The sequence below is a fragment of the Streptomyces nogalater genome, from assembly GCF_039532885.1.
Taxonomy (GTDB): Bacteria; Actinomycetota; Actinomycetes; order Streptomycetales; family Streptomycetaceae; genus Streptomyces; species Streptomyces nogalater.
Window position 1 is genome coordinate 118169 of sequence record NZ_BAAASM010000009.1, and the last position, 21948, is coordinate 140116.

Annotated in this window: 19 protein-coding genes; 5 read left to right on the top strand and 14 right to left on the bottom strand. The window is 73.2% G+C overall.

From position 1 onward, the window contains the following. Positions 1-27: 27 nt before the first annotated feature. Positions 28-2748, top strand: a complete 2721-nt coding sequence (gene ppdK, locus ABD350_RS08435; RefSeq protein ID WP_344347180.1) for a pyruvate, phosphate dikinase — start codon at positions 28-30, stop codon at positions 2746-2748. A gap of 126 nt (positions 2749-2874) precedes the next feature. Here the strand turns inward: ppdK and ABD350_RS08440 are convergent, their stop codons facing one another. From ABD350_RS08440 to ABD350_RS08450, 3 genes are all read right to left on the bottom strand, one after another. Next, positions 2875-3237 carry a hypothetical protein gene (locus ABD350_RS08440; RefSeq protein WP_344347181.1) on the bottom strand — a complete coding sequence of 121 codons (363 nt, stop codon included), beginning with the start codon at positions 3235-3237 and terminating at the stop codon, positions 2875-2877. Positions 3238-3394: 157 nt separating this feature from the next. Then, entirely contained in the window at positions 3395-3856 is a 462-nt protein-coding gene (locus tag ABD350_RS08445; protein ID WP_344347182.1) for an excalibur calcium-binding domain-containing protein, read from the bottom strand. Between the two features lie 180 nt (positions 3857-4036). Further along, complete coding sequence (locus ABD350_RS08450; protein WP_344347183.1) at positions 4037-4615, bottom strand: DUF4232 domain-containing protein; 579 nt, start codon at positions 4613-4615, stop codon at positions 4037-4039. A gap of 216 nt (positions 4616-4831) precedes the next feature. Between ABD350_RS08450 and ABD350_RS08455 the strand changes: the two genes are divergently transcribed. Genes ABD350_RS08455 through ABD350_RS08465 form a run of 3 tightly spaced genes read left to right on the top strand, consistent with a single transcriptional unit; the run spans position 4832 to position 7801 of the window. Beyond that, positions 4832-6076, top strand: coding sequence for an ABC transporter substrate-binding protein (locus ABD350_RS08455; RefSeq protein ID WP_344347454.1), 1245 nt, complete (start codon positions 4832-4834; stop codon positions 6074-6076). Next, the gene (locus tag ABD350_RS08460; protein ID WP_344347184.1) at positions 6073-6975 is read left to right on the top strand and encodes a carbohydrate ABC transporter permease; all 903 of its coding nucleotides are present in this window, start codon (positions 6073-6075) and stop codon (positions 6973-6975) included. The genes ABD350_RS08455 and ABD350_RS08460 overlap by 4 nt, the downstream gene beginning before the upstream one ends. Next, positions 6968-7801, top strand: a complete 834-nt coding sequence (locus ABD350_RS08465; RefSeq protein ID WP_344347185.1) for a carbohydrate ABC transporter permease — start codon at positions 6968-6970, stop codon at positions 7799-7801. Before ABD350_RS08460 ends, ABD350_RS08465 begins: the two co-directional genes overlap by 8 nt. A 59-nt stretch (positions 7802-7860) precedes the next feature. Here the strand turns inward: ABD350_RS08465 and ABD350_RS08470 are convergent, their stop codons facing one another. From ABD350_RS08470 to ABD350_RS08495, 6 genes are all read right to left on the bottom strand, one after another. Next, on the bottom strand, positions 7861-8628 hold the full coding sequence (locus ABD350_RS08470; protein ID WP_344347186.1) for an SDR family NAD(P)-dependent oxidoreductase: 768 nt from the start codon (positions 8626-8628) through the stop codon (positions 7861-7863). A gap of 76 nt (positions 8629-8704) precedes the next feature. Next, complete coding sequence (locus ABD350_RS08475; RefSeq protein WP_344347187.1) at positions 8705-9289, bottom strand: TetR/AcrR family transcriptional regulator; 585 nt, start codon at positions 9287-9289, stop codon at positions 8705-8707. Between the two features lie 48 nt (positions 9290-9337). Further along, entirely contained in the window at positions 9338-9709 is a 372-nt protein-coding gene (nirD, locus tag ABD350_RS08480; protein ID WP_344347188.1) for a nitrite reductase small subunit NirD, read from the bottom strand. Beyond that, entirely contained in the window at positions 9706-12315 is a 2610-nt protein-coding gene (nirB, locus tag ABD350_RS08485; RefSeq protein ID WP_344347189.1) for a nitrite reductase large subunit NirB, read from the bottom strand. The genes nirD and nirB overlap by 4 nt, the downstream gene beginning before the upstream one ends. After that, positions 12316-13530: an NAD(P)/FAD-dependent oxidoreductase gene (locus ABD350_RS08490; RefSeq protein ID WP_344347190.1), complete on the bottom strand. Its 1215-nt coding sequence runs from the start codon at positions 13528-13530 to the stop codon at positions 12316-12318. It lies immediately after the preceding gene. Positions 13531-13834: 304 nt separating this feature from the next. Then, a complete protein-coding gene (locus tag ABD350_RS08495; RefSeq protein ID WP_344347191.1) occupies positions 13835-14722 on the bottom strand; it encodes an NAD(P)-dependent oxidoreductase in 888 nt (295 codons plus the stop codon). 99 nt (positions 14723-14821) lie between these two features. Between ABD350_RS08495 and ABD350_RS08500 the strand changes: the two genes are divergently transcribed. Next, the gene (locus ABD350_RS08500) at positions 14822-15166 is read left to right on the top strand and encodes a winged helix-turn-helix transcriptional regulator (RefSeq protein WP_344347192.1); all 345 of its coding nucleotides are present in this window, start codon (positions 14822-14824) and stop codon (positions 15164-15166) included. A gap of 26 nt (positions 15167-15192) precedes the next feature. On the opposite strand, the gene ABD350_RS08505 is transcribed toward ABD350_RS08500, so the two are convergent. The 5 genes from ABD350_RS08505 to ABD350_RS08525 form a co-directional block, all read right to left on the bottom strand. After that, complete coding sequence (locus ABD350_RS08505) at positions 15193-15768, bottom strand: class F sortase (protein ID WP_344347193.1); 576 nt, start codon at positions 15766-15768, stop codon at positions 15193-15195. A gap of 272 nt (positions 15769-16040) precedes the next feature. Beyond that, on the bottom strand, positions 16041-16586 hold the full coding sequence (locus ABD350_RS08510) for a hypothetical protein (protein WP_344347194.1): 546 nt from the start codon (positions 16584-16586) through the stop codon (positions 16041-16043). A 323-nt stretch (positions 16587-16909) separates the two neighbouring features. Further along, on the bottom strand, positions 16910-18559 hold the full coding sequence (locus tag ABD350_RS08515; protein WP_344347195.1) for a M4 family metallopeptidase: 1650 nt from the start codon (positions 18557-18559) through the stop codon (positions 16910-16912). Between the two features lie 208 nt (positions 18560-18767). Continuing rightward, positions 18768-19601 carry an arylamine N-acetyltransferase family protein gene (locus tag ABD350_RS08520; RefSeq protein ID WP_344347197.1) on the bottom strand — a complete coding sequence of 278 codons (834 nt, stop codon included), beginning with the start codon at positions 19599-19601 and terminating at the stop codon, positions 18768-18770. 71 nt (positions 19602-19672) lie between these two features. Beyond that, positions 19673-21925, bottom strand: a complete 2253-nt coding sequence (locus tag ABD350_RS08525; protein WP_344347198.1) for a molybdopterin oxidoreductase family protein — start codon at positions 21923-21925, stop codon at positions 19673-19675. Positions 21926-21948 lie beyond the last annotated feature (23 nt).

A 21948-nucleotide genomic window follows, 5' to 3' on the forward strand; every position in this document is an offset into this window, starting at 1 on the left:
CACCGTGGCCTCAAGGAGTCGAGACCCGTGTCGGAAAACAAAGAACCCCACGCGCCGAAGTTCGTTTACGACTTCACCGAGGGCAACAAGGACCTCAAGGACCTTCTCGGCGGCAAGGGTGCCAATCTCGCCGAGATGACCAACCTCGGTCTGCCGGTCCCTCCCGGCTTCACCATCACCACGGAGGCCTGCAAGGTCTACCTGGACAGCGGTGAGGAGCCCGCGGCACTGCGTGACGAGGTGAGTGCGCACCTCGACGCCCTGGAGCGGAAGATGGGCAAGAAGCTGGGCCAGGCGGACAACCCGCTGCTGGTCTCGGTCCGCTCCGGCGCCAAGTTCTCCATGCCCGGCATGATGGACACCGTCCTCAACATCGGCCTGTCGGACGCGTCCGTGCAGGGCCTGGCCCAGCAGGCCAGCGACGAGCGGTTCGCCTGGGACTCCTACCGCCGCCTCATCCAGATGTTCGGCAAGACCGTGCTCGGCGTCGACGGCGACCTCTTCGAGGAGGCCCTGGACAAGGCCAAGGCCGCCAAGAAGGTCACGGTCGACACCGACCTGGAGGCCGCGGACCTGAAGAAGCTCGTCACCACCTTCAAGAAGATCGTCAAGAAGGAGGCCGGCCGGGAGTTCCCGCAGGACCCGCGCGAGCAGATGGACCTCGCCATCAAGGCGGTCTTCGACTCCTGGAACGGCGACCGCGCCAAGCTCTACCGCCGCCAGGAGCGCATCCCGCACGACCTGGGCACCGCCGTCAACGTCTGCTCGATGGTCTTCGGCAACCTCGGCCCCGACTCCGGCACCGGCGTCGCCTTCACCCGCGACCCCGCCTCCGGCCACCAGGGCGTCTACGGCGACTACCTGCAGAACGCGCAGGGCGAGGACGTGGTCGCGGGCATCCGCAACACCGTGCCGCTCGCCGAGCTGGAGCGGATCGACAAGAAGTCGTACGACCAGCTCATGAAGATCATGGAGACCCTGGAGAACCACTACAAGGATCTCTGCGACATCGAGTTCACCATCGAGCGCGGCCGGCTGTGGATGCTCCAGACCCGCGTCGGCAAGCGCACGGCGGGCGCGGCCTTCCGGATCGCCACGCAGCTGGTGGACCAGGGCCTGATCGACGAGACGGAGGCGCTCCAGCGCGTCACCGGCGCCCAGCTGGCCCAGCTGATGTTCCCGCGCTTCGACGAGGACGCCAAGGTCGAGCAGGTCGCCCGGGGCATCGCGGCCTCGCCGGGCGCGGCGGTCGGCAAGGCGGTCTTCGACTCGTACACGGCCGTGAAGTGGTCCCGGTCGGGCGAGAAGGTCATCCTGGTCCGCCGGGAGACCAACCCGGACGACCTGGACGGCATGATCGCGGCCGAGGGCATCCTGACCAGCCGGGGCGGCAAGACCTCCCACGCGGCCGTGGTCGCCCGGGGCATGGGCAAGACCTGCGTGTGCGGCGCGGAGGAGCTTGAGGTCGACACCAAGCGGCGCCGGATGACGGTTCCCGGCGGGCACGTCGTCGAGGAAGGCGACGTGATCTCCATCGACGGCTCCACGGGCAAGGTCTACCTGGGCGAGGTCCCGGTCGTGCCGTCCCCGGTCGTGGAGTACTTCGAGGGCCGGATGCACCCGGGCGCCGACGACGCCGACGAGCTGGTGGAGGCCGTGCACCGCATGATGGCCTTCGCCGACCGCAAGCGCCGGCTGCGGGTGCGGGCCAACGCCGACAACGCCGAGGACGCGCTGCGGGCCCGCCGCTTCGGCGCCCAGGGCATCGGCCTGTGCCGCACCGAGCACATGTTCCTCGGTGACCGCCGTGAGCTGGTCGAACGCCTCATCCTGGCCGACACGGAGGAGGAGCGGGAGGCGTCCCTGAAGGCCCTGCTGCCGCTGCAGAAGCAGGACTTCGTGGAGCTCTTCGAGGCGATGGACGGCCTGCCGGTGACGATCCGGCTGCTGGACCCGCCGCTGCACGAGTTCCTCCCCGACATCACCGAGCTGTCGGTCCGGGTGGCCCTGGCGGAGTCCCGGCAGGAGCCGCACGAGAACGAACTGCGCCTGCTCCAGGCGGTGCACCGGCTGCACGAGCAGAACCCGATGCTGGGCCTGCGCGGCGTACGCCTCGGCCTGGTCATCCCCGGCCTGTTCACCATGCAGGTCCGCGCGATCGCGGAGGCGGCGGCCGAGCGCAAGGCGGCCAAGGGCGACCCGCGCGCGGAGATCATGATCCCGCTCGTCGGCACGGTCCAGGAGCTGGAGATCGTCCGCGAGGAGGCGGACCGGGTCATCGCGGAGGTCGAGGCGGCGACGGGTACGAAGCTCAGGCTGGCCATCGGCACGATGATCGAACTCCCGCGCGCCGCCCTCACGGCGGGCGAGATCGCCGAGGCGGCGGAGTTCTTCTCCTTCGGCACGAACGACCTGACGCAGACGGTGTGGGGCTTCAGCCGGGACGACGTGGAGGCGTCCTTCTTCACCGCGTACCTGGAGAAGGGCATCTTCGGCGTCAGCCCGTTCGAGACGATCGACAAGGACGGCGTCGGTTCCCTGGTCAGGTCGGCCGCGGAGGCCGGCCGCCGCACCCGTCCCGACCTCAAGCTGGGCGTCTGCGGCGAGCACGGCGGCGACCCGGAGTCGGTCCACTTCTTCCACGAGGCGGGCCTGGACTACGTCTCCTGCTCCCCGTTCCGCATCCCGGTCGCCCGACTGGAAGCGGGACGCGCGGCCACCCAGTCGGCGGGCAGCGACCACCGCTGACCCACCCCGGCCCCGGAGCCGTCGCCGGTCCCCGACCCTCACCGATCGACGACGGCCCCGGCGCACGAAAGAGAAGGGGCGGCACCCCGGTGCGGGGGGTGCCGCCCCTTCGCGCGCCCCGCCCGCTCACCCGCCCATGTTCTGCTCGACGGCCTCGAAGATGTCGGCGTCGGTCTCGCGCTGCCAGGCGGGGAGCCGGTCCCAGCCGGCCACATACCCCGGCTTCGGATCCTCGAAGTGCCGGTACATCTGCGCCGCCCAGCACACGGCGACGAACTGCCCCTTCTGCTCCCGGCTCAGCCGAACGGCCCGCCCCCCGCTGCCCCGGACGAACTCCCGCACCTGCCCGCACACGGCAGCGGCGGCCTCCCGCTCCCACGCGGGAGTCTCCTCCCACGGCGTGACGTAACCGTCCTTCGGCTCACCGGGAAAGTGCTTGCGCACCCCGGCGATCCAGGCCTCCCGGAAGATCCGGCCGTCCTCACTCATGAAGTCATCCCTTCGTCAGGTCGTCGGGCGGGACCCGGTGTCGACCGTGCGGGGCAGCGGGTGTGGCGGGGCACCCCCGGCGGCGTCGTTGCGGTCGTCGGCTGACAGGCGCACGTACCGGTCGAGACGCCACCGGACGGCAGCCGGGCGGATCCGGTTACTCGCAGGCCACCCCGTCGCCGTCCCGGTCGAGGTGGGAGTCGTAGCCCGGGTCGCCCGCGTACAGGGGGGTGTCGCCGGCGGCGCGGGCCGCCGAACAGTTGGCGTAGTAGACGCTGCCGGACCCGTCGGCGTCGGCGGCTTCGCCGCCGGACGTGCCGCCGGCGGACGCCGACTGTGCCGTGACGGTCGTGGTGACCTTGACGGTACGGGTCTCGGTCACGGTGGGAGCGGGCTCGGGGTCCGCGGTGTGGGTGGCCGTGGCCGTGGCTGTCGCCGTCACGGTCACGGTCGGGCGGGGCTGGGCGGCGGTCGGCTCGGTGCCGGACGCGGGGTCCTCGCCCGCGGCGCCTATGCCCACGCCGACGAAGAGGGCGAGGGCGAGGGCGGGGAGCACGTAGCGCTTGCGGGCCCAGCGAGGATTCCGTGGGGTGGACGGCGGGGTGTACGGGTTGGTCATGGTGCCCCCCTCGGGCGATGGCGCGTACCCCGGGCGGTGGCACGTGCCGACCACCGTAATTGCGGGGCGCCGCACGTGAAGGGAGGTGATGGTTTCGTGATGAACAAAAGGAGGGGTGAAAGGCGCACGGGCCGGCGCCCGCCGGGAGGCGCCGGCTGCTCGGCTCGGTTTCCCAGTTGCTCAGAACCCGCCGTCCGCGTTCACCGGGCCCGTCTGGAAGACCCGGGAGCAGGTTTTCCAGGGGGCCGGGATCAGGGTCGCCTTGCGGGACGCCGGCGGGTAGACCTGGAGGTAGGTGCCGGTGCGTTCGCAGGGGCCGCCGACGGGGCCGTTGGTGGTGCGCAGGACCGCCGTGGCGGAGCGGCCGGGGGAGAGGGTGACCGTGCCGTAGCTCCGGCCGCTGTGCCCCGCCGCCGGGCCGATGCGGTGGTGCGCGCCGTCCAGGACGCTCACGCCCGGGTAGCCGCGCAGGGCGCACTTGGTGGTGCTGGTGTTGGTGAACCGGACCGGCCAGTACAGGGATCCGGCCGCGCCCTCCTTCCCGCCCATGGACAGGTACAGGTCGCTCACCGCGCAGGTCCGCATGGCCGTCGTGGTCCGGGCCGCCGCCGGTGTCGCGCTCCAGGCGGCCCCGGCGGCCGTGACGCCCAGCAGCGCGGCGGCCAGCGCGGTCACCGGCCCGCGCCCCCGCGGGATCCGGGGGCGTAACGCCGGGCGTCGAGCGGGAGGCGGAGTCGCCGGATTCGGCTTCTCGGTCATGGGCACATTCTCCTTCTTCGTGGCGAAGGGGTGCATGAAGGTCACTGTGTTGGATGCGCCCCGGAGCGGAAAAGTTGCGCACCGGTGCCGGGACACGGGATCCGGGTGCCCAGCAGGCGGCGAAGGCCGACACACGGCCGCAACGCGTCTTTCGTAATCGCCGCGCATGGTTGATCGTTGGGCCGTGCATCGATGACGGACGTCAGGGGGCACACGATGACGATCAGCCGCAGGACACTGCTGGCCGCGGGCGCGGGCACCGGACTGCTCACGGCGTGCGGATCGAACACCGGGCGCGGGGCCGGCGGTTCCGGGCCCCGGCTGTCCCAGTGGTACCACCAGTACGGCGAGCCGGGCACGGAACGGGCCGTCCGGCGGTACGCCGCCGCCTTCCCCGAGGCCGAGGTCTCGGTGCAGTGGCGGCCGGGCAACTACGACCAGCAGACCGCCGCCGCCCTGCTCACCGACTCCGGGCCGGACGTCTTCGAGGTCAACGGGCCCACCCTCGACCAGATCCGGGGCGGCCAGGTCCTCGATCTCACCGACCTGCTGGCGGGCGTCAGGGACGACTTCAACCCGGCCGTGCTCGCGCCGAAGACCCACGAGGGGAGGGTCTACGGGATTCCCCAGGTCGTCGACACCCAGGTGCTGTACTACCGCAAGAGCCTGCTGCGCGACGCCGGTGTGGAGCCGCCCACCACCCTGGACGCCCTGGTCGACGCCGCCCGGGCGCTGACCGACGACACGACCAAGGGCCTCTTCCTCGGCAACGACGGAGGCGTCGGGGTGCTGGGCGGAACTCCCCTGCACGCGGCCGGGTTTCCGCTCGTCACCGACGACGGCCGGGTCGGTTTCGACGATCCCGCCGCCGCCCGCACCCTCGGCAAACTGCGCCGGCTGTACGCCGACAAGTCCCTGCTCCTCGGCGCGCCCGCCGACTGGTCCGACCCCTCCGCCCTCCTCCAGGGGCTGACCGCGATGCAGTGGTCGGGTCTGTGGGCGCTGCCCCGGATCAAGAGCGAACTCGGGGACGACTTCGGGGTGCTGCCGTTCCCGGCGGACGGCGGCGCCCAGGGCCGGCCCGCCGTACCCGTAGGGGCCTACGGCGCCGCCGTCAGCGCCCGCGGCAGGCACAGGCAAGCGGCCAAGGAGTACGTGAAATGGCTCTGGGTCGAACGCACCGACTACCAGAAGGACTTCGCCCTCTCCTACGGCTTCCACATCCCCGCCCGGCGCTCCCTGGCCACCGAGGCCGCCCCGCTGCGCGAGGGCCCGGCCGCCGACGTCGTACGGTTCGCCACCGACCACGGCTACGCCCAGCCGCTGCTGTGGACCCCGGCCGGCCAGACCGCCTACCAGGACGCCCTCAGCCGGATCATCAAGGACGGGGCGGATCCGGAGCGTGAACTGCGGGCCGTCGTAGGGAAGGTGGTCCAGGAGATCGCCCGGGTGCGCCGGTGAGGCGGCACAGAGCCCTGTGGTTCTGGGTGTTCGTCGGGCCGTTCGCGCTCGGGCTCGCGCTGTTCACCTGCGTACCGCTGCTGTGGAGCGTCTGGCTGAGCTTCTTCGACGCGCACAACACCGTCACGCCCACCCGCTTCACCGGGCTGGACAACTACACGGCGATGCTGCGGGACGCGGCGTTCCTGGACAGCCTGAAGACGTTCCTGCTCTTCACCGTCTTCATCGTGCCGGTCACCTACGGGTTCTCCCTGGCCCTCGCCCTGATGGTCAACCGGGTCCGCCGGGCGCGGGCGTTCTTCCGGTCGGTGTTCTTCCTGCCGGCCGCGTGCAGTTATGTGGTGGCCGCGCTGATCTGGAAGATGTCGATCTTCAACGGGGTGCGGTTCGGGCTGGCGAACACCGTGCTGGGCTGGTTCGGCGGGGAGCCCGTCGCCTGGCTGTCCACCACCTACCCGCCCTGGTACTGGCTGGTCATCGTGACCGTACGGCTGTGGTTGCAGGCCGGGTTCTACATGATCCTGTTCCTCGCCGGGCTCCAGCGGATCGACCCGGCGCTGTACGAGGCGGCGGCCGTGGACGGGGCCCGGCCCGGCTGGACGGTGCTGCGGCACATCACCCTGCCGCAGCTGCGGGGCACCTCGGTCGCGGTGCTGCTGCTGCTCGTCGTGGGCGCCTTCCAGGCCTTCGACGAGTTCTACAACCTGCTGTCCGACGCCCGGGGCTATCCGCCGTACGCCCGGCCGCCGCTGGTCTACCTCTACTACACCGCGCTCGGGCAGGGGCAGAACCTGGGCCTCGGCAGCGCGGGCGCGGTGATCCTGGCGCTGGTCGTCGCGGTCGTCACGGTGGCACAGGCGCGCTGGCTGCGCCTGGGAAGGACGGACGGCGATGGATGACGCCCTGGTGCGGGCCGGGCGGGCGCTCAGGCTGGCCCTGCTGATCGCGCTCGCCCTGCTCTTCCTGGTCCCCTTCTACCTGCTGGTGCGCAACGGGCTGGCCGACGAGCGGGACATCACCTCCCCGGAGTGGACCTTCTTCCCCGCCGAGGTGCGGTGGGGCAACGTCCGGGAGCTGTTCGAGGACCCGTCGGTGCCGTTCGCCCGGTCCCTGCTCAACTCCGCGCTGATCGCCGTCGCCACCACCGTCGGCACCCTGCTGCTCGCCTCCCTCGCCGGCTACGGCCTGGCCCGCATCCCCTACCGGCACGCGAACAAGGTGTTCTACGGCATCCTGGGCACGCTGCTGGTCCCGGCGGCCGTCACCTTCGTGCCCGGCTTCGTGCTGGTGTCGTCGCTGGGCTGGGTCTCCACGCTGCGCGGTCTGATCGTGCCGACGCTGTTCTCCGCGTTCGCCTGCTTCGTCTTCCGGCAGTACTTCCTCGGCTTCCCCCGGGAGCTGGAGGACGCCGCGCAGGTGGACGGGCTCGGGTACTGGCGGACGTACTGGCGGATCGTCGTCCCGAACGCCCGTCCGGTGTTCGCGGCCGTGGGGACGATCGTGTTCCTCGGCGCGTGGAACTCCTTCCTGTGGCCGCTGGTGATCGGGCAGGACCAGAGCGCCTGGACGGTGCAGGTGGCCCTGTCCTCGTTCACGACCGCGCAGGTCGTACGACTGCACGAGCTGTTCGTCGCGGCGGCCGTGTCGATCCTGCCGCTGCTGCTGGTGTTCCTGTGCTTCCAGCGGTGGATCGTGGCGGGGGTGGAACGGTCCGGGATCGACTGACCCGCGGGACGGGGACCGGCCGACCCGCGGAACCGGCCGACCCGCGGGGACGGGCCGGTTCAGGCCGTGGAGCCGCCGTCGATCACCAGGTCGGCGCCGACCACCGAGGCCGCGTCGTCCGAGGCGAGGTACAGCACCGCCGCGGCCACCTCCTCGATGGTGGAGACCCGGCCGAGCGGCACCTCGGTGCGCATCCGCGCGGCCCGGTCGGCCTCGGTCTCGCCGGGCTTGAAGGACATGCCGGTGGCGGTGGAGCCGGGGCTGACGGCGTTGATGCGCACGCCGTCGGCGATGTGGTCCAGGGCGGCGGCGCGGGTGAGGACCGACACGGCGGCCTTGCTGACGGCGTAGCCCGCGACGCCGGGCAGGCGGCTGTGCATGCCGATCCGGGAGGCGATGTTGACGATCGCGCCGCCGTCCGGCTGCGTGCGCATCTGCGCGATCTCGGCCTGGAGGGCGAGGAAGACCCCGGTGACGTTGATGTCCATCATCCGGTGCCAGTCCTCCTCGGGCAGCTCGCCCACGGGGCGCCCGCGGCCCTGGAGGACACCGGCGTTGTTGACCGCCACGTCCAGCGAGCCGAACCGGTCCACGGCGGCGGCCACCAGGTCCCGCACCTGTCCGGCCCGGGAGACGTCGGCGGTCACGGCAAGCGCCTTGCCGCCCGCGCCCTCGATCAGCGCCACGGTCTCGTCCAGGGGCGCGCGGCGCCGCCCGGCGACGACGACCTGGGCGCCCTCCCGGGCGAGGGCGAGGGCCACCCCCCGGCCGATGCCGGAGCCGGCGCCGGTGACGAGAGCGGTCCGGCCGGAGAAGCGGTGCGTCATGGTGAAGTCCCTTTTGTCTTGAACGATCGGTTCAGTATCGGGGTCGGAAAAACGCGCCTCCGCAAGAGGCGCGTCCTCAGTCCAGCAGTGCCAGGGCCTGCTCCGCCGCGTCCCGCACCCGGGCCGGGTCCGCCGACGCCTTGCCGACCACCCTGAGGCCCTGGAGCAGCACGAACAGCATCCTGGCGAGGGCCAGCGGATCGCGGTCCGGCGCCAGCTCGCCCTGCGCCCGCGCGCGCGTCAGGGCGGAGTGCAGCAAGGTCTCGATGGTGTCCCAGCTGTGCTCCACCCGGCGGGCGGCCTCCCGGTCGTGCGGGGCCAGCTCGACCGCCGTGTTGGTGACCAGGCAGCCCTGCTCCCGGCTCGCCGCCGCGGTGGCCTCGGCGGCGAACCGCCGGACCAGGCCGCGCACGGCCGGCAGCACCGGGCCGGGCGCGGACAGCTCGCGGACCAGCACCGGCTGCTGCGCCTGCCCGTACCGGTCCAGCGCCCTCAGGTACAGCTCGTGCTTGCTGCCGAAGGTGGCGTACAGGCTCGCCCTGCCGATGCCCAGGTGCTCGACCAGGTCGGCCATCGAGGTGGCCTCGTAGCCGCGCCGCCAGAACAGCTCGAGTGCCGACTGGAGCGCGGCGTCCGGGTCGAATTCCTTGGTCCTGCCCATGTGGGCGAGCCTAGATTTACTGAACCGATCCGTCAAGAAACCTGTCCGTCAAGAGGCTGCGGGTGACGACGACACCGTGCGCACCGCGTACACCGGGATCCGCACCGCCTCGTCGTCCAGGCACGCGCCGCTGAGCAGGTCGAAACGCTGCTTCAGCAGGGGGGAGGCCACGAAGGGGCGGCCCTGGTGGGTGCCGGTCAGGCCCCGGGAGAGGACGGCCGCGCCGGTGAACGGGTCGCGGTTGCCGACGGCGTACAGCCGGTCGGCGCGGTCCCGGAAGAGGGCCGCCTGCCGGCCGTCCGGCAGCAGGGCGGCCACCCCGCGGCCGGGGACCAGCACGCTCAGGTCGCAGACCGTGAACCAGGCGTCCGCCAGCCGGAGCTGGACCTTCACGTCGGTCGTCTCAACTGCCAGGGTCATCGCTGGGCGCTTCCTTCCAGGACGTCGTCGGCGGGCCGCAGCCCGATGGACAGCAACGGCAGGTCGGGCTTGATCTGGTCGCGCTCCGGGACGAAGGAGACCACCGGGTCGGGGGTGTCCGGGGCGTTCACGAAGGACACGAACCGGGCCAGCTTCTCGGGGTCGCCCACCGTCTCGGCCCACTCGTCCCGGTAGTGCGCGACGTGCTCCCGCATCAGCCGCTCCAGCTCGTCGCAGATGCCGAGCGAGTCGTGCACCACCACGTCCCGTACGTGGTCCAGGCCGCCGGGGAGGCGCTCCAGCCAGGTGGAGGTGCGCTCCAGACGGTCGGCGGTGCGGATGTAGAACATCAGGAACCGGTCGATCAGCCGGACCAGTTCGGCGTCGGACAGGTCCTGGGCGAGCAGGTCCGCGTGGCGCGGGGTGGCGCCGCCGTTGCCGCCGACGTACAGGTTCCAGCCGCCGGCCGTGGCGATCACCCCGAAGTCCTTCGACTGGGCCTCCGCGCACTCGCGCTGGCAGCCGGAGACCGCCGACTTCAGCTTGTGCGGGGACCTCAGGCCCCGGTAGCGCAGCTCCAGGTCGATCGCCATCCTCACCGAGTCCTGCACGCCGTACCGGCACCAGGTGGAGCCCACGCACGACTTCACCGTGCGCAGCGCCTTGCCGTAGGCGTGCCCCGACTCGAAGCCGGCGTCCACCAGCCGGGCCCAGATCAGCGGCAGCTGCTCCACCCGGGCGCCGAACATGTCGATCCGCTGACCGCCGGTGATCTTCGTGTAGAGGCCGAAGTCCCGGGCGATCTCGCCGATCACGATCAGCTTCTCGGGCGCGATCTCCCCGCCGGGGATGCGCGGCACCACCGAGTAGGAGCCGTTCTTCTGGAGGTTGGCGAGGAAGTGGTCGTTGGTGTCCTGCAGCGCGGCCTGCTCGCCGTCCAGGACGTAGCCGCTCGCGCCGATGGCGGGGGCGAGGGAGGCGATGATCGAGCCGACCGTCGGCTTGCACACCTCGCAGCCCTCCCCGCCCCGGGCGTCCGCGCGGCCGTAGCGGTCCAGCAGCTCCCGGTACGACGTGATGCGCAGCGCGAGGACGATCTCGTACAGCTCCTCGCGGGTCTGGGCGAAGCAGCCGCACAGCCCCTTGTCGACCTCGACGCCGGACGCCTCCAGCTCGGCGGTGACCAGCTGGCCCAGCACCTTCACGCAACTGCCGCAGCCGGTACCGGCCTTGGTGCACTTCTTCACCTCGGGCACGGTGGTGCAGCTGTGCTCGGTGACCGCGCCGCGGATGGTGCCCTTGGTGACGTTGTGGCAGGAGCAGATGATGGCGTCGTCCGGCAGGGCGGACGGGCCGAGCCGGTCGCCCGCGCCGGCTCCGGCGGGCAGGACGAGCGACTCGGGGGAGACGGGGGGCACCGAGCCGGTGAGGGCGCGCAGGGTGCCGTAGGCCTCCGCGTCGCCGACCAGGATGCCGCCGAGCAGGGTGCCGTCCGCGCCGATGACCAGCTTCTTGTACAGGCCGGCGCGCGAGTCGGAGTAGACGACGTCCAGGCAGTCCTCGGTGGTGCCGTGCGCGTCGCCGAAGGAGGCGACGTCCACGCCGAGCAGCTTCAGCTTGGTGGACAGGTCGGCGCCGGTGAAGGCGGCCTCGTCGGAAGCGATGGTGGCCGCGGCCGTCTCGGCCTGCTCGTAGCCCGGCGCCACCAGGCCGTACACCCGGCCGTCGGCGGCCAGCGCGCACTCGCCGATCGCGAAGACACGCGGGTCGGACACGGTCCGGCACTGCTCGTCCACCGCGATGCCGCCGCGCTCGCCGACCGTCAGCCCCGCGTCCCGGGCCAGCTGGTCGCGGGGGCGGACACCGGCGCTGAACACCACCAGGTCGGTGGCCAGTTCGGAGCCGTCGGACAGCTTCATGCCGGTCACGGCACCGTCGGGGCCGGTCACGATCTCCTGGGTGCCCACGCCGGTGTGCACCGTCAGGCCCATCTGCTCGATGGTGCGCAGCAGGGCCGCCCCGCCGCCCTCGTCCACCTGCACCGGCATCAGGCGCGGCGCGAACTCCACGATGTGCGCGTCGAGTCCGAGCCCCTTGAGCGCGCCGGCGGCCTCCAGGCCGAGCAGCCCGCCGCCGACCACCGCGCCCGTCGTCGCCCGGGACTTGGCGTACTCCTCGATGGCGAGCAGGTCCTCGATGGTGCGGTAGACGAAACAGCCGGTGGCGTCCTTGTTCGGCACCGGCGGCACGAACGGGTAGGAGCCGGTGGCCAGGACGAGGACGTCGTAGTCCACGACCAGGCCCGAGCGGGCGGTCACCGTCCGCGCCGCGCGGTCGATGGTCTCGGCCGGGTCGCCGATGTGCAGCTCGATGCCGTGGTCCTTGATGAACTCCAGGTCGGTCAGGGAGAGATCCTCGGGCGTACGGCCCGAGAAGTACGAGGTGAGCTGCACGCGGTCGTACGCCGGGCGCGGCTCCTCGCACAGCACGACCACGCGGTGCGTGGCGGTCAGGCCGCGCTCGGCCAGCGCTTCGAGGAAGCGCTGGCCGACCATGCCGTGGCCGACGAGCACGATCGTGGGGGTGGCCCCCGGGGTGGCGGTCATTCAGGAGCCTCCATCGTTGGTGAGCAGGTGCAGCAGGGGCCCGTCGTCGGGGAGCGGCTCCGCTCCCTCCCAGGCGCGGGCGAGCGCGCCGACGGTGCCGAGTTCGCCGACGAGGACCCCGCCGACCAGGCGGTCGTCGCGGACGACGACCTTGCGGTAGGTGCCCCGGGTGGCGTCGGCGAGCCGTACGACGTCGTCGCCGGGGCGCGCCTCGGTCTCGCCGAACGCGGCGAGGTCGAAGGGGGAGCCGGGGCCGGTCAGGGTCAGCCGGGTCAGGGAACGGGTGCCGCGGTAGCGGGCGCCGGCGTCGCCCGCGATCAACTCGGCGAGCGCCTCGGCCTGTTCGAGGGCCGGGGTGGCCAGGCCGTAGACCGTGCCGTCGTGCTGGGCGCAGTCGCCGATGGCGTGGATGCGCGGGTCGGAGGTGCGCAGCTCGTCGTCCACCAGGACGCCCTTGCGCACGGCGAGGCCCGCCTGCTCGGCGAGCCCGGTACGGGGGCGTACCCCGCAGGCGAGGACGACGAGGTCGGCGTCGAGGGCGTAGCCGTCGGCCAGCTCCACCGAGCGGACCGCGCCGGCCACGCAGCGCACGTCCCGCACCCGGCACTCGGTGTGCACCTCCACGCCCAGGTCGGTCAGGTGGCGCCGCACCAGGCGGGAGGCGTCCGGGTCGAGCTGGCGCTCCATGAGCCGTTCGGCCTGCTGGGCGAGGACCACCTGGGCGCCGCGGACGGCCAGTGCGCGGGCGGCGGAGACGCCGAGCAGGCCGCCGCCGATGACGACGGCGCGCACCCCCGGCCGGACCGCCTTGGTCAGGCCCAGGCAGTCGTCGAGGGTGCGGAAGGAGTGGACGCCCTCGGGCAGCCGCCGGTCGGGTGTGAACAGGCCGCGCAGCGGGGGCAGCACCGGGTTGGAGCCGGTGGCCAGGACCAGCGTGTCGTAGGCGATCGACATGCCGTCGGCGCAGGAGACGGTACGGGCGGCGCGGTCGATGCCGGTGACGCGGGTGCGCAGCAGGCCGGCCGGCGGCGGGAGGGTGATCACCTCCGGCGCGTACCGGCCGGCCAGCACCTCGGCGAGCAGCACCCGGTTGTACGGCGCGTGCTCCTCGTCGCCGACGAGCAGCGCGGGCGTGCCCAGCTCACCGAGGCGCCGGGCGAGCCGTACGCCCGCGAGGCCGGCGCCGATCACCACCACACGCGTATTCGAGGTCATGTCCCCGAGCGTGCGGGCCGGAGGTTACCCGGCGGCATCACGCCTGTTTCCCGGGAGGAACGCTGCCCTCAGCGGGGCGGGGCGGGGGGTGTGAGGGGGCCGGGCGGGAGCGGGGCGCGGTGTGTGGGGGTGTGGGGGGAGCGGGGGAGTGGGAGGAGCGGGGGAGTGGGGGCGGGGCGCGAAGGGGGGAGGGGGAGGCGGACGCCGGGTCCCGGGGTGGTCACCGGGCCCTGGCGGTCATTCGGACCAGACGGTCACCGGGCCCTGGCGGACGGCGGGCTCCGGTGCCACCGGATGCCGGTGGTCAGCGGGTTCGCAGGAGGTCGGTCAGGCCGGTGGTGTCCTCCGTGCCGTGGCCGTCGGCCAGGCGGCGGTGCATCAGGTCGAAGAAGGGGGTGATCAGTTCCGGGCTCATCCCCTGTTCCTCGGCCGTGCGCAGCAGGGTGCCGGTGCCCGCGACCTGCATGGCGAGGTTGGAGACGACATCGGTGGTGTAGTCCCCGGAGGCGAGCCGGTCGGCCATGCCGTGCGCCTGGCCGGCCATCGCGTTCAGCCAGGACACGAGCAGCGGGGCGAACTCCTTGGGGGCCACGTCCGTGTCCCGCATCAGCGCGAAGGCGCTCGTGATCCCCGCGAACATGCCGTACATGCCGGTCAGCAGCGCCACGTCGTGCAGCGCGGCGAGCCCCGGGTCGGCGCCGACGTACTCGGTGCCGGCCGGGACGGCGAGGGTGTCCCGGTGCTCCTCGAACAGCTCCGGGTCACCGCTGTAGAACACGAAGGCGCCGGGCGTGCCGATCATCGGCGGTACGGCCATGATCCCGCCGTCCAGCAGGCGAGCGCCCCGTTCCGCGGCCCAGGCGGCGCGGGCGCGGGCGTCGGCGGGGGTGCCGGTGGTGAGGTTCACCAGGTCCCGGCCGGTCAGGTCGGCACCTTCCAGGGCGGCGCCCACCGAGGTGTCGTCCAGCAGGCAGGCCACGACGAGCCGGTTCGCGGCCACGGCCGCCGCCGCGCTGTCGGCGGCCACCGCGCCCTCGGCGGTCAGCGCGGCCGTCCGCTCCGGCGTGCGGTTCCAGACGGTCAGGGAGTGCCCGGCGGCGAGCCAGGCGCGGCCGAGCGCGGTGCCCATGGCACCGGTGCCGAGCAGGGTCAGGGAGGTACGGGGGCCGGAGGAAGACGTGGTGTCGTTCATGGCGACTAGGCTCCCTCCGGAGAGCCACCGCGCGTAAGTACGTACTTTGGAGTGGGTGGTTACCCGCGGGGAAGCCTGCGGGTCGGAAGGGGGAACGGCATGCCGGTGGGGCGACGGCCGGGGGCGTACCACTGCGGTACCGACGCGGCGATGGACATCATCGACGGCAAGTGGAAGGTGTTGATCCTGTGGGCGCTGGGGGAGGGCACCCGCCGGTTCGGGGAGCTGCGCCGGCTGCTGCCGGGCGTCACGGAGAAGGTGCTCGCCGCGCAGCTGCGGGAGCTGGAGGCCGACGGCATCGTGCACCGTGAGGACTACGCGGAGGTGCCGCCGCGCGTCGAGTACTCCCTGACCGAGATGGGCGACCAGCTGAACGAGGCGCTGGAGCCGCTGGCGGCGTGGGGGAAGAGGCACGTACTGGGCGTGGAACCGGCGGCGCGCTGAGGATCGCGCCGTAGGGGGGCGGGCGGTCAGCGGCCTTCCGTCAGGTGCGCGAACACCACCACGTTGCCCTGGTAGCCGGTGGTCTTCGAGTAGCCGCCGCCGCAGGTGATGACGCGGAGTTCGGGGCGGGGGGCGGCGCCGTACACCTTGTCGTCGGGGAAGTCGCGGGCCGAGTACACCTCCACCGCGTCCACCGTGAACAGCGCCACGGTGCCGTCCCGGCGGTCCACCTCGACGCGGTCGCCACGCTTGAGCGCGCCGAGGCGGTAGAAGACGGCGGGGCCGTCGGCGTTGTCGACATGGCCGGCGACGATCGCGGTGCCCGTCTCCCCGGGCGTGGTCCCGGCCTCGTACCAGCCGGCCAGGTTCCGCTCCTCGGCGGGCGGGGCGTCCAGGCTGCCGGAGGGGGTGAGGGACAGGCCGGTCAGGGGCGCGTCCACGCGGATCGCGGGGATGCGGACGCGCAGCGGCGGCGAGGGCGCGAGGGCGGGGGCCGCGTTCCGCTCGCCGCCGGGCTCGGCCCGGCCCTCGGCGGCCGTCGGCTGCGGCGGGGTCCGCGGACCGGTGCCGGCCAGCAGCCACACCCCCGAGCCGAGGGCCACCACGGTGACGGCGGCTATGACACCGTCCCCGAGCCGACCCCGGCGCCCCCGCCCGGCTTTCCCACCACCCGAGCCCCTTCGGCCGGGCCGGCCACCCCCGGCGCCCCCACCGCTGTCGACTCGCCCGGCCTCCCCGTCGCTGTCGTGCATGTGCGGCCCCTCTTTCCCAGGTGGGGTCCTTCGGATGCCCTCCCCCTCCGGGCCGCGAGGGGCGTCGGACCCGGAGGGGGTGGGGTGTGCGGTACCGGTGGACGGACAGCGGAGGGTGTCCGTCAGATCCCGTCGCCTCTCGCCCGGCGATGCAGGAGCCAGGTACCGCCCGCGGCGGCGACGGCCAGAGCCGCCACACCCGCCGTGGTCTGCACGGGGTCGGGGCCCAGTCCGCCGCCGACCCCCGTCTTCACGCTTCCGCGCGGCTGCACCTGGCCGTGCACCGCGCTGAGCGCCACCACCAGGTCGCCCGCCACCTGGAGGTCCCCCTCGGCGCACCGGGCGACGATCTCGTACGTGCCCGGCTGCGCGCTCGGCGGCACCCGGAACCGGCCGGACACCCGCCCCTTCTCGGTGCCGGGCGCCAGCGGGAAGGTGCCGGCGCCGAGCGCGCCCGCGTCCCCGGTCGCGGCGCCCGGCGACCCGCACGCGGCCGTGCTCACGGTGACCTGGCCGCCGGGCGTCACGGTGGCGGGCCGGACCTCCAGCCGGCCGGCCGGAGCCGTCGTGCGCGGCGCCGCCGGGTCCGTGGCGGCCACGGCGTGGGCGGGTGCCGCGGCGGCGACGGCGAGCGCGGTACCGGCCAGGAGACGGGCAGTGCGTTGCATGGTGCTCCCCAGAGCTTGTCCGACTCGTCCAGGGGTGCGCCCCTGCCCTTCCGAGATAAGTGGCTCGGCGGCCGACCCGCTTGCCGAGGAGGCGTCAGGAATGCGGTGAACGGGTGGCGGCCCCGCCACCCGCGCGGGTGAGCCCGCGCGGCGTTTCGGCAGGTCGCGGGCGGGTGCGGGGCAACCGGGAGGAAGAATTATGAAAAGAGCACGAATGGAGTGGCGGTGCCGGTGAACGGGTGACGACACGTCAGCGCGTCCGCCGGTACGCACACCGGGGCCGGTGCCCGGGCGGACACCGGCCCCGGAACGTCCGGCGGAGGTCAGCCGACGTTGACCGCGCTCCAGGCCGCCGCCACGGCGTCGTACTCCGCGCTGCCGGCGCCGTAGAGGTCCTTCGCCGCGTTCAGGGTCGCCGTACGGGCGCCCTTGTAGTTCGTCGAGGACGTCATGTAGACCGTCAGCGCCCGGTACCAGATCCTGCCGGTCTTGTCCCGGCCGATGCCGGTGACCTTGGCGCCGTTGTAGGTCGGCGAGTCGTAGGCGACGCCGTTGACGGTCTTCGCGCCGCTGCCCTCGGCGAGCAGGTAGGCGAAGTGGTTGGCGACGCCGGAGGAGTAGTGCACGTCGAGGTTGCCGACCGACGAGCTCCAGTAGTCCGCCGAACCGCCGTCCCGCGAGGGCTTGTCCATGAAGCGCAGCGCCGCCTTGCCGAAGCCGGGCTTCACGATCTTCTCGCCGATGAGGTAGTCACCGGCGTCGGAGGGGTTGTCCGCGTACCACTCCACCATCGTGCCGAGGATGTCGGAGGTGGCCTCGTTCAGCCCGCCGGACTCGCCCGAGTAGGTCAGCGCGGCCGTCTTCGAGGTCACCCCGTGGGACATCTCGTGCCCGGCGACGTCGAGCGCGACCAGCGGCCCGAAGGTGGTCCCGTCGCCGTCGCCGTACGTCATGCAGAAGCAACTGTCGTCCCAGAAGGCGTTGTTGTAGTTGCTGCCGTAGTGGACGCGGTTGTACGAGCCCTTGCCGTCCCCGGCGATGCCGGTACGGCCGTGCACGTTCTTGTAGTAGTCCCAGGTCCGGTCGGTGCCGTACTGGGCGTCGACGGCGGCCGAGGCGCGGTCCGCCGCGGCACCGGTGCCCCAGTGGTTGTCGGTGTCCGAGAACAGGGTCGCGGGGGCCCGGCTGAAGCAGATGCCGAGGATGCACAGATCGGTCTTGTTCGCCGCGTCACCAGTGTAGGTGTTGCCCCGGGTCGGGTCCTTGAGCTGGTACGACGACCCGGACGGGGTGGTCTCCAGCGGCACGGTCCCGCTGTAGAGGGAGGCGCCGTCGCCGGTGGCGGTCTCGATGCTGTCCCAGGCGTCGATCCGGGCGCCGGTGCGGGCGTCGGTCAGCATGGTCCGGGCGACCGGATTGCCGAGCGAGTCCAGGCCGACGGCGGTGGTGCGCCAGGCCAGCCTGGGGGTGCCGTGCAGGGCGTCGACCACCAGCCGCGGCTTGGCCTTGGCCTGCTTCAGCGCCGTGCCGGGGTGGGCCGCGCGCAGGGCGCCCACCGCGAGACCGGCGGCCTCGGGGCCGGAGACCGACGGGGTGACGGTGGGCACGGAGACGGTCCGCCGGGTGGCGCGGTCGGCGCCCAGGTAGGTGCCGTCCGGGGCCAGGTGGACGACGAAGTCGCCGCCGAGGACGGGGAGTTCGCGGTAGGTGCGGTCGTAGCGGACGTGCTGGGTGCCGTCCTTGTCCACGATCACGTCCCGGACGCTGGTGTCCTGGGGGGCGGTGAGGCCCAGGGCGGAGGCGTGGGCCAGGAGCGCGGAGGCCGCGTTGTCGATCGCGGTGGCCCGGGTCCGTGCGCCCTCGGCGTGGGCGGTGGGGGAGAGGCCGACGGCCAGCAGGGTCGCGGTGGCGGCGGCGACACCGGCGGTGACCGTGCGGCGGGTTCCTCGGGCATGCTGCCGTATCCGGCTCATCTGTCTCCTCGGGAAGGCGCCCGTCAGGCGTGGGGGGTGGCGCTGGTTCCCGAGATTTAAGTGGGCATGACATGTCATGTCCATAGGGGTCGTGGTGGAGCTTTGCGGATCTTGGCGGAGAACCGGTGACCGCCGTAGAGGTACGGCGAACCGCCCGCCACCGCCCGCCCCCCGGCCCCGGGCGGCGACCGGCCCGCCCGCCGTCGGCTCAGCCGAGCAGGGCGGTGCCCTCCGGCACGGCGATGCCGAACTCCTCCACCACCATCCGCCGCGTCTCCGCCTCGTCGGTCAGCACGCGCTCGGTGACCGTGCCGTCGGCCAGTGTCTCCGTCAGCAGGCCGCCGTCCAGGGAGAGATGGCGGCCGTCGGGCAGGACCCGCTGGAGGTAGGGGCGGCGGGTGAACGGGGAGCGCGGGTGGGTGGCGACGAACCAGTTGAACACCTCGAAGTCGCCCGCCGTGAACGGCTCCCGGGTGAACACGTACTGGCCCTGCCACCGCCCGGTCCGCGGGTCGTACGCCCGCAACTCCCACAGCTCCGACGGCCCCTCGTGCGGCAGCCGCGCCAGCCGGTGCCGGCGCCCGGCGCCCTCGAACCCGGTGCCGCTCACCAGCGGCACCGGCAGCAGCAGCGCGCCGACCGCGCCGAAGCCGACGTCCGCCAGATACGGCCACGGCTCGCCCGCCACCTCCACCTGGAGCATCGCGTGCGTACGCGGCCGGCTCTCCGGTTCCCCGGCGCCCAGCACCACCCGCCCGGCCAGCGGGGTCACCCGGAACCCGAGCGCCTCCAGCGCCAGCCGCAGCAGGGTGTTGTGCTCGTAGCAGTAGCCGCCGCGCCGACCGCGCACCATCTTGGCCATCAGGTCGCCGGGCGCCAGGGAAGGGGCCGAGCCCGCCACCGGGTCCAGGTTCTCGAACGGCAGTGCCAGTGAATGCGCCAGGTGCACGCCCCGCAGGGTGGCCAGGTCGGCTCGCCGTTCACCTTTCCAGCCGATCCGGTCCAGGTAGGCGTCGAGGTCGTAGTGCTCTTTGTCGGACATACCCCGAACCTACGCGAGCGCGCCCCCCGCCCACCGCGTCCCCCGGACCGAACCGCGCTCCGACCGTGGCCCTACGACCGCCCTACGACCTCCACCCGCACCGCGCACGACTTGAACTCCGGCATCCGGGAGGTGGGGTCCAGCGCCGGGTTGGTGAGGGTGTTGGCGCGGCCCTCGCCCGGCCAGTGGAAGGGCATGAAGACGGTGTCCGGGCGGATCGTGTCGGTGATCCGGGCCGGCGCCACGGCACGGCCGCGCCGCGAGACCACGGCCAGCGGATCCCCGTCGGCCGCGCCCAGCCGGGCCGCGAGCCGGGGGTGCAGCTCCACGAACGGTCCCGGCGCCGCCGCGTTCAGCTCCGCCACGCGCCGGGTCTGCGCCCCCGACTGGTACTGGGACACCACCCGGCCGGTGGTCAGCAGCAGCGGATACTCGGCGTCCGGCTCCTCGGCGGTCGCCCGGTGCACCACGGCCACGAACCGGGCCCGCCCGTCCGGGGTGGCGAAACGGTCCAGGAAGAGGCGGGGAGTGCCGGGGTGATGTACGGGGGCGCAGCCGTCGGCATCCCCCGGCCCCCCGGACAGGCCGACCGGAACCACGCCCCCGCCACCGGGCAGAACGACCGGGGGTGCGTCCCCGCCGCCGGCTTCAGCGGTCCCGGCGGTCTCGACGACCCCGGCGATCACCGCCCTGTCGGCCGGCCCGGCCGTGGCGGGCGGTTCCTCCGGGCAAGGCCAGAAGACGCCGTTCTCCTCGGTCAGGCGGCGGTAGGTGATGCCCGAGTAGTCGGCCGGGCCGCCCGCGCTGGCGCGGCGCAGTTCCGCGAAGACCTCCTCCGGGTCGGTCGGGAAGCCCTTCTCCACGCCGAGCCGGCCGGCCAGCTCGTGCAGGACGTACAGGTCGCTGTGGACGCCCGATGGCGGGGCGACCGCCCGTCGGCGCAGCAGTACCCGGCCCTCCAGGCTGGTCGTCGTGCCCGTCTCCTCCGCCCACTGGGTCACCGGCAGCACCACGTCGGCCAGCTCCGCCGTCTCCGACAGCACGACGTCGGCCACGGCCAGGAAGTCCAGCGAGCGCAGCCGCTCCTCGACATGGGCCGCGCGCGGGGCCGACACCACCGGGTTGGAGCCCATCAGCAGCAGCGCCCGCACGTCCGTGCCGAGCGCGTCGAGGAGTTCGTACGCGCTGCGCCCGGGACCCGGCAGGCTGTCCGGGTCCACGCCCCACACCCCGGCCACGTGCCGCCGCGCCGCCGGGTCGTCCAGCTTGCGGTAGCCGGGCAACTGGTCGGCCTTCTGGCCGTGTTCGCGCCCGCCCTGCCCGTTGCCCTGCCCGGTCAGACAGCCGTACCCGGACAGCGGCCGCCCCGCCCGGCCGGTCGCCAGGCACAGGTTGATCCACGCGCCCACCGTGTCCGTGCCCTTGGACTGCTGCTCCGGTCCGCGCGCGGTGAGCACCATCGCCGCCTCGGGCTCGCAGAACATGCGTACGGCCTGGCGCAGCCGGGGAACCGGCACGCCGGTGATGCGCTCCACGTACTCCGGCCAGTGCGCCATCGCCGCGGCCCGCGCCTCCTCCCAGCCCGTGGTCCGCTCCCGGATGTACGCCTCGTCCGTCCGCCCCTCGGCCACCACCAGGTGCAACAGGCCGAGCGCCAGGGCGAGATCGGTGCCGGGGCGGGGCGCCAGGTGCAGGTCGGCCTGCTCGGCGGTCCTCGTCCGGCGCGGGTCGACGACGATCAGCGTGCCGCCGTTCTCCCGCAGCTCGGTGAAGAACCGCAGCGACGGCGGCATGGTCTCGGCCAGGTTGGAGCCGACGAGGATCACACACCCCGTCCTCGGGATGTCCTCCAGCGGGAACGGCAGCCCCCGGTCCAGGCCGAACGCCTTGGTGCCCGCCGCCGCGGCCGACGACATGCAGAACCGGCCGTTGTAGTCGATCTGCGAGGTACCCAGCACCACCCGCGCGAACTTGCCCAGCGCGTACGCCTTCTCGTTGGTCAGTCCGCCCCCGCCGAACACGCCCAGCGCGTCCGGGCCGTACCGCTCCCGGGTCGCCGCGAGCCGCCCGGCGATCCGGTCCAGCGCCTCGGGCCAGTCCGCTGGCACCAGCCGGCCGCCCTCGCGCACCAGCGGGGTGGTCAGCCGTACCGCAGGGGACAGCACCTCGGCCGCCGTGCGGCCCTTGCCGCACAGCGCGCCCCGGTTGACCGGGAAGTCCGCCCGTTCGGTGACCTCGACGCCCCCCTGGGGAAGGGGCGTGATGTTCATCCCGCACTGCAGGGCGCAGTACGGGCAGTGGGTGGGCGTCGAGGTCTTCTCCATGCCGCCCAGCGTGCGTCCGCCGT